Source organism: Mesorhizobium sp. ESP7-2, assembly GCF_020164715.1.
Lineage (GTDB): Bacteria > Pseudomonadota > Alphaproteobacteria > Rhizobiales > Rhizobiaceae > Mesorhizobium.
Window position 1 is genome coordinate 1 of sequence record NZ_JAIUGQ010000019.1, and the last position, 11693, is coordinate 11693.

Below are 11693 nucleotides of genomic sequence, written 5' to 3' on the forward strand. Positions count from 1 at the left end.
GCGCTTTCCCTAGGGAATTGCGTGAAAACAAAGAGTTAGAGCGGTTCGGCGATTCCAACAAACACTGAACCGCTCTAAGGACCGTCGATATGTCGGTCGCGATTCAGTTCAAGGCTCGATCGACACGCGGATCTCGTAGATGTTGACCGCCTTGCCCTGCTTGTCGAAATCGGAATTGATGGCGATGGTTCCGGCCGAGCCCGGATGCTTGTCGGGGAATTTCACGTCGAACAGATATTCGTTTTTCTGCTGGCCGACCGCGTAACGCTTGCGGCCGCAGTCGCCGAGTTCGCCGAAATTGCAGTCGACGGAGATCTGCGTGTCCTTGCCGTCCTCGGCGCGGGCGATGATGTCGAACACGGCATGCTTGCCGGCGAGCTTTTCCAGCACGCCCTGCCCGACATCGAAGGCGATCGCCGAGCCGGAGGCGCCGGACTGGATGCGCAGGAACGGCCCACTGTCATCCTTCACGGCCTCGGCCTTGGCGTCCGACGGGGCGGCGACATGGGTCGGATCTGTCGGTGAAAACACATTGATCCAGGCGCGCGACTGGTCCGCGGCACCGGGCTTTGCCGGCGCGTTGGCGCCGTCGGCCGGGGTGAAATCGGGGTCCTCGACCGTCGGAGGCGCTTCCGGCGGCGCGGTGTTGAGCTGCGCGGCCGTCTTGAACACACCGGTCTGCATGGCGAAGTACAGTCCGATGCCAATCGCCGCGAGCAGCGTGACCGTAAAGAAAATGGCGGTCAGCGGCAGGCGCCGGCCGCGAATGCGCCGCTCATCGCGGTCTGGGGTCACTTCCGTCGCGGCTCCCGGCGCTGCGGGAGCCGACATGTCGATGGCTGGCGCGCCGGGAAGGTTGGCGTCGGGCATGATGTCGGGAACCACCGGCAGCACGCGCGAGCGCGGTGCATCGGAGGCGGGCTGCACGGGGCCGTCGACGGTGACAGCGGGCGATGGCGCCCTCGGGCCGGCCTCGACCGCAGGCGCTGCGCCGCCCTCGGCCTCGCCCGCCGGCGCGTCGATCTCCGGGGCGACGCCGGGCACCGCCGGCAGGTACTCCGATTCGATTTCGGTGATTTTCGCCTGAATCGCCTTACGGCGCTTGATGGCGACTTCCACCGTCACGCCGGGATTGGCCTGGAGCGCACGGTCGAGCGCGGCGAAGGCCGACCGATAGACCCTCTCGCGGAACGCTCGGTTCTCGGCATTGCCCTTTTCCAAGGCGTTCCGGATCGCTTTTTCGATCGCGTCCAAGCGAGATCCCTCTGCAAATTGCCACAAGCTTTCATGATGGTTAGCGGCAGGCGACCAATCAATCAACGGGCGGGCGGCCGCATTCTGCCTCGACGTGCCGTCCAAAGTCCATCTTCGCGATGTTCCGGCAAACAAAATCGGAACATGGCGCCGATTCCAGCATGCAGGGGCGCTAGAACCCCGGTTTCGATCGCGGCGGCGCTCTTCGCATGATTTGCCAAGTCGCATCTTGAATTCGCGGCCCGTTGAGTCTATCACCCTGCCCATCTTGGAGGTCCTGGCCTCCCGGGCCGCTTTAGCTCAGTTGGTAGAGCACATCATTCGTAATGATGGGGTCAGGTGTTCGAGTCACCTAAGCGGCACCAGTTTTCAAACCAATGATCGAAGCAGCTCGGGTGCGCAGAAGATGGCCCGAATCCTGGCCGTTTGCTTCTGCCAGGCCGGATAGTCGTGCGACTTGCAGATACCGGCCCAGGCGCGAGGTCCTCCGGCCCTATAACGACAAGGTGCGATGGGGCCTTTTTCAAATCACAACAGCAAATGATGGACCGCGCGTTTCTATTTTTTTGGAACAGACGCCTGTTTTTTGGAACAGACGCTTGGGTCGCACATTTCCTGCCGTGGTTTCTACGGACAGGAGGTTTCAAATTGCCAAGGCGTGTCGACAAGGAAAGGCTCGAAAGGGCGGACCGCGAGGCGAAGCGGGTGCTGGATGCCGAGCGTCACGCAAGGGACGCCAAGACAACTCGCCTGAGGGAGCAGAGACTGCAGCAGGAGGCATTGGCGGACAAGTCTCCGCCTGCGCGCCGACGCGAGCCGGTCAGGAAGCAGGCGCGGCGTGTGATCGAGGTGGACTGATCCGCGGAGGTCGCCGGTTCGCCCCTGGAGCGCGATCCGCGTTGCCGCATAAGGCGGCAACCCAGAAGACCCATATGCCATTGTCGGGACACCGGTTTTGGTATGAAATAACAGGCGTCAGCATGGGAGGTCCAAATGCCCAACACTTTCAAGACCGGAGACGTCGTCAAGCTGAGGTCGGGAGGCCCGAAGATGACGGTCAGCGACGGCGCCGCTTCCGGCATGTATCTGTGCCACTGGTTCAACAAAGAGGGCGAGGTGTGGACGCCGCAGCATGCCGGCTTCAAGCAGGAGCAGCTGGTAGCCGCCGACCAATCGACGTAATTCCCGCTTTCGCCAAGGAATGGCCGGCCCGGGCGTATCCAGACGCGCCGGAGGAGGTGTTCTGCTGCTCCCCGGGCCGCGAAGGTCCGTCATCGCCGGCAAGCGGCGTGATCGGCATGGGTGACCGACGGATTTCTCCGATCGCGACGTTTAACGGTTGAAGCGTGACCATGGCATTGGGCCATGGCATGCGCCAACCGGAGACGTAAAGCCATGATACGCCGTTCGATCCTTGCCGCTGCCTTGAGCCTGCTGACCACCGCGGCTCCGGCCCAGACAGCGGCACAGCCACCGGCCGCGACGCCACCGGCCGCCGCGTCGCCCGCTGCTACATCGTCGGCCGCCAAGTCCGACATCACACTGGCCAAGTTCCAGAAACGGCGGGAGAAGGCGATCATGGCCGCCGACACGGACGGCGACGGCAAGATCAGCCTGCTGGAGTGGGAGGCCTTTCAGGCCAAGCGCAACGTCAAGGGCGATCCTGCCAAATCCTTCGCGCGCATCGATTCCAATCATGACGGCTTGATCGACCGGGCCGAGCTCGATGCGTTCTTCGCCAAGCGCTTTGCCCGGCTCGACAAGAATGGCGACGGCATGCTGACGGCCGACGAGATGCCGGGCCACAAATCCGCTCCCAAGCCGGAGCAGTGACCAAGAGGCTATGACGTGTGATGGATATCGGAAGTGCGCCAGCCGATGAGCGGCGATCCGGACGAGGAGTTGGTTCGTCGGGTCGGTGCTGGCGATCCCGCGGCGGTGCAGGCGCTCGTCGCGCGGAAGTTGCCGCGCATCCTTTCGCTTGCCGTGCGCATGCTGGGCGATGCGGCGGAGGCCGAGGATGTCGCGCAGGAAACCTTTATGCGCATCTGGCGTCATGCCTCGAAGTGGCGGCGTGGCAATGCACGCTTCGACACCTGGATGCACCGCGTCACGCTCAACCTTTGCTACGACCGGCTGCGTCGGCGCCGCGAATGGGTGACCGACGAAGTGCCGGACATTGTCGATCCCGCCCCGCTTCCCGATTCCCATCCTGGCGACGAGGCGCATCGGGTCGAGCGGGCCTTGCAGGCAATCGCGCCACGCCAGCGCGAGGCGATCATCCTGGTCTACTACCAGGAGATGTCCAACATCGAGGCGGCCGCGACCCTGGAGATCAGTGGCGATGCCCTGGAGAGCCTGCTGTCGCGCGGCCGGCGGGCGCTGCAGGCGATGCTGGCCAGGGATGGCTGCGATGACTGAGAAAGGCGCGCGCCCGAATACTGTACATTCAACCCGCCTTGCGGGTGTCCGGGTGGTCTGCGTCGTTTCCAACCCGCGTGGGCACCCGGCACCAAGGGGCAAGGGGAAAACAAATGGCTGAAGACATCGAAGACGGGCCGGCAATGGATGCCAAGCGTTTCGCGGCGCTCGCGCAAGCCTATGGCGGCGATGTGCGCCGCTGGCCGGAAGCAGAACGCGAAGCCGCCTGGGCCTTTGCGTCAAGCGAAGCGGGCCAGGCCATTTCGCGACACGCCGGCAGGCTTGACGCCCTGCTCGACAGCTATCGGGTCCAGCATCCCGGCAAGGCGCTGCACGGCAGCATCCTGCGCGCGGCCGACCGGCACCTCGTCCAGCGCCGACACCATCGGTTCTGGTGGTTGGGCCTGGGTCTCGCCGGCATTGGCCTGGCGGGCGCCGTTGCCGGATTGGCGCTGGTGAGCGTTGTCACGCCGAAAACCGGATCGGATCACTATGTGCTGGATGCCAACGCGACGGCGTTCGGCGATGCCGGCCCCGATGCCGAAAATGGTGAGGAGAGCCTATGAGCGCGCGCTGGGTTCGTGGTCTGGTCATCGCCTCGGTCGTGCTGAACGTCTTTCTTGCCGGGGCATTTGTCAGCGGGGCCGTCTGGCTGAGAAATGCCAGGGCAGGCGCCGGGTACTCGTTGGAGTCGGCTGGAGGACAGCTTCCCGAAAAAGATCGCAAGTCCTTTCGCAAGGCGCTGCGGCAGGTACGCATGGAAGCCCGCCAGACTATTCTTGACGGTCAGCAGGCAAGGCAGGAGGCGGCGGACCTGTTGCGCCAACCCGTTGTGGACACCGTGGCTTTGTCCGCCGCCCTGGAGCGGGCGCGCAACGCTGACGTGACCGTGCGCACGCGGCTTGAACAGGCCATTGTCGACTTCGCGGCGAACACATCGCCGCAGAACCGGAGCGCGCTGGCCGCGGCACTGATGCGCCATGTGGAACGCCGCGCGGCCGTAGCACCAAAAAAATCGCCGTGACGACCGACGGAAAACGCTCGCAAGGCCGTTTAACCAGGGGAAGGGCAGACCTGCCGGACCAATCGGTACGAACAGGTTTTCATTCTCGGACAACATTCGGAGTAACGTCATGAACCGTCTGACACAATACGCGGCAGCAGCCGTCCTCGCCTTGACCGGAACCGGCGCAACCGTCGCGACCTCCGCCGCCATGCCTATGACGGTGCAACCGGCCGCCCCGGCGCTGATCGAGCATGTGGCCTGGGGCTGCGGGCCCGGCTGGCATCCCAATCACTGGGGGCGCTGCGTTCCCAACCGTGTCGTGGTGTATCCGCGCTACCGCTATTGGCACGGCCCGGCCTATTATGGCTGGCATCCGCACCGCCACTGGCATCGCTGGTAGGCGCGTGGAGGGCCGGGCGACACACGCCGGCCCTGCCGCCTATTCCCAACTTGAGCTGGGAAACAGCCCAGTCGGGCGTCGCGCGCCTCCCGTGATATCCAACCATGGAGAGCTGACATGGCAGCCCCGGCTAAAGGTTCCGCCCTGCTGGATCCAGCCCTGATTGCCTTCAATCGCTTCGGGCTCGGAGCCCGGCCCGGCGACCGCGACGGGCTGGCGGACGATCCTCGCGGCTATCTCAAGGCGGAACTGCGACGGCCGGACGTCGCCATGATCTCGCCTGACGATCCGGCCTACACCGATCTCGAGGGAAGCACGTCTGCCATCCAGGCCAGCATGGCGGCAAACCTCCAGCGCAAGCTGGACCGGGAGCGGATGGCGACACAGCAGCCGGCAACGGCAACGGGCACGCCAGCCTCGGCCTCGGCTATGCCGCCACCGGCCGCATCGGGCGTGTCGTCGCCCGCTGCCAAGGCCAAACCCGCCGTCCCGCCTGTCGAGGTCACCTTGTTCCGGGCCGAGGCACAGGCGCGCTTCGACAAAGCCTTGCGGGCCGAGGCCGGCTTCGTCGAGCGTCTGGTCTATTTCTGGTCGAACCATTTCTGCGTCTCCGTGGCGAAGGGCAACATCGTGCGCGCCAGTGCCGGGGCCTTCGAACGGGAAGCCATCCGGCCCTTCGTGCTCGGGCGTTTCGCCGACATGCTCATGGCGGTGGAGCGGCATCCGGCGATGCTGTTCTATCTCGACAACCAGCACTCTATCGGCCCGAATTCGCGCGCCGGCAAGAACCGCCAGCGCGGCCTCAACGAGAACCTCGCCCGCGAGATCCTGGAACTGCACACGCTCGGTGTCGGCAGCGGCTATAGCCAGGCCGACGTCACGAGCTTCGCGCGCATCCTGACCGGCTGGACGATGGCCGGACGGGAAGGACGGCTGGGCGAACCCGGCAGTTTCGTCTTCAACGCCAATGCGCACGAGCCGGGCGACGCGATGCTGCTCGGCAAGACCTATCCGGCCGGCGGCATGGGCCAGGCCGAGGCCGCGCTCGATGACATCGCCCGTCATCCGGCGACCGCGCAACACATCGCCACGCAACTTGCCCGCCATTTCATAGCCGACGCCCCGCCGCCGGCGGTGGTCGCCCGTCTCGCGAAGGTGTTCATCAAGAACGACGGCAATCTCAGGGCACTGGCGGTGGCGCTGATCGACCTGCCGGAGGCGTGGTCGACACCATTGGCCAAGATGCGCTCGCCCTTCGACTATGTCGCCGCCATCAGGCGGGCGGCCGGCCCGGGACCGAGCGATCCCGGCCAGTCGCTCAACTGGCTCAACGCGCTGGGCGAGCCGCTCTGGCGGCCGCCGGGACCGAACGGCTTTTCCGACCAGGCGGACAGCTGGGCATCGGCGGAGGGCATGAAGACACGGCTCGACATCGCCTGGCAGGCTGCCAGGCAAGTGAAAGACATCGGCAATCCCAACGACATGCTCGACGCGGTCATCGGTCCCTCCGCCTCGCCGGAAACGCGCCAGGCGGTCGCCCGCGCCGAGTCCAAGCAGCAAGGCCTGGCGCTGTTGCTGATGGCGCCCGAATTCCAGCGCCGATAGCGCCAGCGCGGACAATGGAGACAATGTCATGAGCCTGCTGTGTGGAACACCTCATCCTTCCCGCCGCGCCGTGCTGATGACCGGCGGCTCGCTGTTCGCCTGGGCCTATCTGCCGCGCTTCGCCCGCGCCGCCGACAATCGCGACCCGCGCCTGATCGTCATCGTACTGCGCGGCGCGCTGGACGGCCTGTCGGCGGTCGGTCCGGTCGGCGATCCCGACTATGCCGGCTTGCATGGCAACATCGCCCTGTCACTTTCCGGCCCGCATGCGGCGCTGCCGCTCGACGGTTTCTTCGCGGTCAATCCGGCAATGCCGGTGTTTGCCCGCCTGTTCAAGGCAAACCAAGCGGCTGTGGTGCACGCGGCCGCGACCGGCTATCGCGAGCGCTCGCATTTCGACGGACAGGATGTGCTGGAAAGCGGCTTTGCCGGTCCCGGCCATGTCTCCACCGGCTGGCTCAACCGGGCGCTCGAGAACCTGCCGGCGGGCGATCGCGTGGCGACGCTTGGCGGCCTGGCCGTCGGGCCGTCGACGCCGCTGGTGATCCGTGGCGCTGCACCAGTACTCGGCTGGGCGCCGCAATCGCTACCGGCGCCCGCCGGCGACCTCGCGACGCGTGTTCTCGATCTCTACCAGCACCGCGACCCGGTTCTGGCGGTGGCGCTGCAAAAGGGCCTCGACGCCGACCGCATGGCGCTCGACGACCAGATCGGCTCCAAGGCGATGAAGCCTAGAGGCGGCCTCGACAGCGCCGCCGGTATGCGGCAGGCCGCGCAAGGTGCCGCCAGGCTGATCGCGGCCGATGACGGGCCGCGCGTCGCGGCAATGGCCTTCGACGGCTGGGACACGCATGTCAACGAAGGCGGCGCGACCGGCCGGCTCGCCACTTTGCTCGGCGGCCTCGACGGTGCCTTCGAGGAATTCGAAAAAGGTCTCGGCGAGCGCTGGAAGGATACGGCGATCGTCGCCATCACCGAATTCGGCCGCACGGCGCGGATCAACGGCACGGTCGGCACCGATCACGGCACCGGCACCGTGGTGCTGTTCGCCGGCGGCGCGATCAAGGGCGGCCGCGTCATCGCCGACTGGCCGGGGCTGAAGCCGGCGCAACTTTACCAGCAGCGCGACCTTGCGCCGACCAGCGATGTCAGGGCGGTGCTGAAAGGCCTGCTCGCCGACCAGTTCGGACTTTCGGCCGCCGTGCTCGGCGAGAAGGTGTTTCCGGACTCGGGTGCGGTGAAGCCGATGATGAACCTGATCGCCTGAGGCTCTGGCAACGCCGCGTTTCCTGACGCGGCGTCGCCTCGCTCTTGCCGGTGATCAGGCGGCCTCGACCTTGGCGGGCGCGAAGTCTTCGCCGCGCACCAGTCTGGTCACGCCGACGAAGTCGATCTTGCCCGAGCCAAGCACCGGCACATGCGACACGACTCGCACTTCGGCCGGCACCATCAGGTCCATGGCGCCGTTCGCCTTGGCGAAGGCCAGAAACTCGGCGCGCGTCGCCCTTTCGGCTTCGGTGACGAGCACCAGCTTTTCGCCCTTGCGCGGATCCGGCACGGTCGCGACCGCCGAGAGCGAACCTTTCCACAGCTCGCCCGCCATCGCCTCGACGGCAGCCAGCGAAATCATCTCGCCGCCGATCTTGGCGAAGCGCTTGGCGCGGCCACGGATGCTGACGAAGCCGGCCTCGTCGATGCTGACGATGTCTCCGGTGTCGTGCCAGCCGTCTTGCAGGGGTTCGAGCACACCAGGCTTTTCGGCCCTGAGATAGCCCGCCATGACGTTGGGGCCGCGCACGAACAGCCGCCCGCCACCTTCGACGCCGATCACCGGTTCCAGGCGGCATTCCATGCCGGGCATGATTTTTCCGACCGTGCCTGATTTGTTGTACATCGGCGTGTTGATGGAGATGACCGGCGCCGTCTCGGTAACGCCGTAGCCTTCGAGAATGCGCAGGCCGAACTTCTCCATATAGGTTTCGCGGGTCGAGGCCTTGACCGGCTCCGCACCGGAAAAGCAATAGCGCACCGAGCGGAAATCATAGGGATGCGCCGTGCGCGCATAGCCGTTGAGGAAGGTGTCGGTGCCGAAGATGATCGTCGCGTTCGAGGCATAGACCAGTTCCGGCACAATGCGGTAGTGCAGCGGCGACGGATAGAAATAGACGGGGACGCCCGACACCAGCGGCAGCACCGTGCCCGCCGTCAACCCGAAGGAATGGAAGATCGGCAGCACGTTGAACACCTTGTCGCCCGAATGGAAATCGATGCGCGAGGCGGCCTGCGCGGCATTGGCCAGGATGTTGCGGTGGGTAAGCACCACGCCCTTCGGCGTGCCTTCGGAGCCCGAGGTGAACAGGATCACGGCCGGGTCGGTGGCCTTGCGGGCAACCCTGGGCGTGCTCTTGCGCAACAGGCCAAGCAGCTTATCCTTGAGGCCGATGGTTGCACGCAGATCATCGAGCCAGACGATGTTCACCGACCGGCCGACCTCCTCGACCGTCGCGCCGAGCTTGGCCTGCTCGACAAAAGCCCGAGAGGTCAGAATGGTGGTTACCTGCGCCGCCTTGCAGGCGGACAGGATGTTGGCGGCACCGGCTGTGAAGTTGATCATCGCCGGGACCTTGCCGGCCGACATGACGCCGAGCAGCGCAGCACAGGCGCCATTGGCGTTGGGCAGCATGATGCCGAGCGTGTCCTGTCCGGCATAGAGCGTTTCGAACTTCTCGCCGAGCACGGCGACACCAGTGAGCAGCTTGCCGTAGCTCAGCGAACCGGCGACCGGATCCTGCACGGCGAGTTGCTTCATGCCGCGCTCGGTCGCCGTCTCGATGATCCTTTCGAGCACGGTCTTGTCGATATGCTGGGTGCGGAAGACGAGGTCGGACATCACCTGGTAGAGTGCGGCACCGGCGGCGGCCCGGCGCTTGCGGCCTTTCAGCTCGTCGTCGACCTTGAGCTTGACCGGCGGCAATATGGTCACCCTGACCTTCGGGAACAGGCGGTGGCGGACATGCTGCGCCGTCAGCCGCGAGAAGGGGCTTTTCTCCAGCCCCTCGATACGGATCGGCACCACCATCGAGCCGGTCTTGTCGGCCACCATGGCGGCGCCGTCATAGACCTTCATCAGCCCGCCGGTGACGGTGATGCGGCCCTCCGGGAAGATGACCAGCGGGTCGCCGTTCTGCACGATCTTGATCAGCGTGCGCGTCGACATCGGCTTGGCCGGATTGAGCGGCAGGGCTCGGGTCAGTTTGAGGAACGGCTTCATCCACCAGGCCCGCGCGATCGTGTAGTCGATGGCGAAGACCGGCTCTTCATCGGTCAGCGTCAGCGCCAGCGGACCGTCGAGGAAGCTGACATGGTTGAGCGCCAGGATCGGTGCCGGGCCCGCGGCCTTGAGGTTCTCCAACCCTTCCACTTCGAGCCTATGGAAGGCGCGGAAGAGAATGGAGACGAAGTCGCGGAAGGCGTTGGTCGGCAGATATTTCAACATCAGCCAGGCGGCCACGGCATTGAAGGCGGCAAGCCCGAACAGCACGCTGGCAATGGAGACGCCGGCGGCCTGAATGGCGGCGACGAGGATGCCGCCCAGCGTCATGAAGCCGGCGTTGACGATGCTGACAGCGGCGACGACGCGGGCACGGCGCGCCTCGGGCGACCAGGCCTGCACGGCAGCGAAGGTCGGCACCACCAGGAAGGCGCTGGAAATGGCCATGCCGGCAAGGTCGATCGCAACGCGGATCGTGTTCGGCCCGGCGAAGAAGAGGCCAAGGGTTTCGGCCTTGGGCGAAGGCTGCATGCTCCAGATCGTCCAGGCAAGGTGCAAGCCGAACAGCGCCAGCAGCGCCGTGCCGACCGGCGCCGGAAGCAGCACCATGCGGCCCTGCGACATCCAGGCGGCGATCGCCGAGCCGATGGCGATGGAGACGGCGAACACCGCGAGATAGGCGGTGACCGCGATCTCGTTGCCGCCGAGCTGATCCTTGATCAGCGTCGGCAGGATCGAAAGCACGATGGCGCCGATCAGCCAGAACCATGAGGTCATCAATCCGGCGCGCCAGATGCGCGTGTCGGTGCGCAATTCACTGACCTGCCGCCATGTCGAACGGAAGATGTTCCAGTCGATGACAAGGTTCGGCGCGGCCGAGCCGGTCGAAGGGATGGAACGGCTGACGACCCAGCAGCCGACCGCCAGGATCGTCATCATCGGACCGAAGACGGCGACACCAATGCCGTCGGCGGAGACGACGCCGCCCACGATCGTGCCGCCGAGGATGGCGGCGAAGGTCGCCGACTCGATCCAGGCGTTGGCGCGGGGCAATTCCTTGCGCTCGAGATGATCGGGCAGGATGCCGTATTTGATCGGCCCAAACAGTGCCGAGATGACGCCGAACATCAACAGCGCCGTCATCAGCACGGGAATGGAGGACAGCGCGATGCCGACGACCGCGACGGCAGCGGCGCCGATCTCGGCAAATTTCAGCCGGCGCGCGATGAGCGCCTTGTCGAAGCGGTCGGCAATCTCGCCGCCCAGCGCCGACAGGAGCAGGAACGGAGCCATGAACACGGCGCCGGCCAAAGTGACCAGCGAGGCCGCCTGATCGGCGGCAAGTGTGAAGAGGATCAGGAACACCAGCGTGTTCTTGAGGAAATTGTCGTTGAAGGCGGACAGGAACTGCGTCCAGAAAAGCGGCGCGAAGCGCCGCGAAAGCATGAGATGCGTGTTCATGGCGATTTCCCATTTGGCGGAACCACGCGGCGATGCTCCGGTGATCCCCGCGGGTTCATGCGCTTTTTCAATCGTTGTAATAGCGTGAGCTGGTTAAACTTCTTACCGGTCAGATCTTCCCCGGGATCGCAGGCCCAGGCTCGTTCCGGCCAGCGACCCTGCCCCGCGTCAACGTGGAGTTGTTCAACATTTCCGCTTCTCCCTATGAACAATGTTCATGGTGCCAACGTACCACAATGTGAACAGTGTTCAAGAGAAAAATGAACGACGTTCAC

General features: G+C 65.3%; 11 protein-coding genes and 1 tRNA gene. 10 read left to right on the forward strand and 2 right to left on the reverse strand.

All coding sequences use genetic code 11. The annotated features are described in order from the left end of the window. Positions 1–108: 108 nt before the first annotated feature. Positions 109–1254 carry a hypothetical protein gene (locus tag LB543_RS18660; RefSeq protein WP_224615116.1) on the reverse strand — a complete coding sequence of 382 codons (1146 nt, stop codon included), beginning with the start codon at positions 1252–1254 and terminating at the stop codon, positions 109–111. A gap of 289 nt (positions 1255–1543) precedes the next feature. Here LB543_RS18660 and LB543_RS18665 point away from each other — a divergent pair. From LB543_RS18665 to LB543_RS18710, 10 genes are all read left to right on the forward strand, one after another. Next, positions 1544–1619 (forward strand) — tRNA-Thr (locus LB543_RS18665). Between the two features lie 283 nt (positions 1620–1902). Continuing rightward, entirely contained in the window at positions 1903–2112 is a 210-nt protein-coding gene (locus LB543_RS18670) for a hypothetical protein (protein ID WP_140757930.1), read from the forward strand. Between the two features lie 135 nt (positions 2113–2247). Beyond that, positions 2248–2436: a YodC family protein gene (locus tag LB543_RS18675; protein WP_140757931.1), complete on the forward strand. Its 189-nt coding sequence runs from the start codon at positions 2248–2250 to the stop codon at positions 2434–2436. A 213-nt stretch (positions 2437–2649) separates the two neighbouring features. Then, a complete protein-coding gene (locus LB543_RS18680; protein WP_140757932.1) occupies positions 2650–3087 on the forward strand; it encodes an EF-hand domain-containing protein in 438 nt (145 codons plus the stop codon). A gap of 45 nt (positions 3088–3132) precedes the next feature. Beyond that, positions 3133–3675, forward strand: coding sequence for an RNA polymerase sigma factor (locus LB543_RS18685; protein ID WP_224615178.1), 543 nt, complete (start codon positions 3133–3135; stop codon positions 3673–3675). Between the two features lie 113 nt (positions 3676–3788). Further along, positions 3789–4241: a hypothetical protein gene (locus tag LB543_RS18690; RefSeq protein ID WP_224615117.1), complete on the forward strand. Its 453-nt coding sequence runs from the start codon at positions 3789–3791 to the stop codon at positions 4239–4241. After that, a complete protein-coding gene (locus LB543_RS18695) occupies positions 4238–4699 on the forward strand; it encodes a periplasmic heavy metal sensor (RefSeq protein ID WP_224615118.1) in 462 nt (153 codons plus the stop codon). Before LB543_RS18690 ends, LB543_RS18695 begins: the two co-directional genes overlap by 4 nt. Positions 4700–4808: 109 nt before the next feature. Continuing rightward, positions 4809–5081, forward strand: coding sequence for a GCG_CRPN prefix-to-repeats domain-containing protein (locus LB543_RS18700; RefSeq protein ID WP_224615119.1), 273 nt, complete (start codon positions 4809–4811; stop codon positions 5079–5081). A gap of 117 nt (positions 5082–5198) precedes the next feature. Then, entirely contained in the window at positions 5199–6686 is a 1488-nt protein-coding gene (locus LB543_RS18705; RefSeq protein ID WP_224615120.1) for a DUF1800 family protein, read from the forward strand. Between the two features lie 28 nt (positions 6687–6714). Then, positions 6715–7953, forward strand: coding sequence for a DUF1501 domain-containing protein (locus tag LB543_RS18710; protein ID WP_224615121.1), 1239 nt, complete (start codon positions 6715–6717; stop codon positions 7951–7953). Between the two features lie 54 nt (positions 7954–8007). Here LB543_RS18710 and LB543_RS18715 read toward each other — a convergent pair whose 3' ends face one another. Beyond that, complete coding sequence (locus LB543_RS18715) at positions 8008–11418, reverse strand: acyl-[ACP]--phospholipid O-acyltransferase (RefSeq protein WP_224615122.1); 3411 nt, start codon at positions 11416–11418, stop codon at positions 8008–8010. Positions 11419–11693: the final 275 nt, after the last annotated feature.

What these genes read in the sequence shown, in the direction of transcription:
- LB543_RS18680 (WP_140757932.1), top strand. Translation starts at nt 2,650, where the DNA reads ATGATACGCCGTTCGATCCTTGCCGCTGCCTTGAGCCTGCTGACCACC.
- LB543_RS18675 (WP_140757931.1), top strand. Translation starts at nt 2,248, where the DNA reads ATGCCCAACACTTTCAAGACCGGAGACGTCGTCAAGCTGAGGTCGGGA.
- LB543_RS18715 (WP_224615122.1), bottom strand. Translation starts at nt 11,418, where the DNA reads ATGAACACGCATCTCATGCTTTCGCGGCGCTTCGCGCCGCTTTTCTGG.
- LB543_RS18705 (WP_224615120.1), top strand. Translation starts at nt 5,199, where the DNA reads ATGGCAGCCCCGGCTAAAGGTTCCGCCCTGCTGGATCCAGCCCTGATT.
- LB543_RS18690 (WP_224615117.1), top strand. Translation starts at nt 3,789, where the DNA reads ATGGCTGAAGACATCGAAGACGGGCCGGCAATGGATGCCAAGCGTTTC.
- LB543_RS18685 (WP_224615178.1), top strand. Translation starts at nt 3,133, where the DNA reads ATGAGCGGCGATCCGGACGAGGAGTTGGTTCGTCGGGTCGGTGCTGGC.
- LB543_RS18695 (WP_224615118.1), top strand. Translation starts at nt 4,238, where the DNA reads ATGAGCGCGCGCTGGGTTCGTGGTCTGGTCATCGCCTCGGTCGTGCTG.
- LB543_RS18710 (WP_224615121.1), top strand. Translation starts at nt 6,715, where the DNA reads ATGAGCCTGCTGTGTGGAACACCTCATCCTTCCCGCCGCGCCGTGCTG.
- LB543_RS18700 (WP_224615119.1), top strand. Translation starts at nt 4,809, where the DNA reads ATGAACCGTCTGACACAATACGCGGCAGCAGCCGTCCTCGCCTTGACC.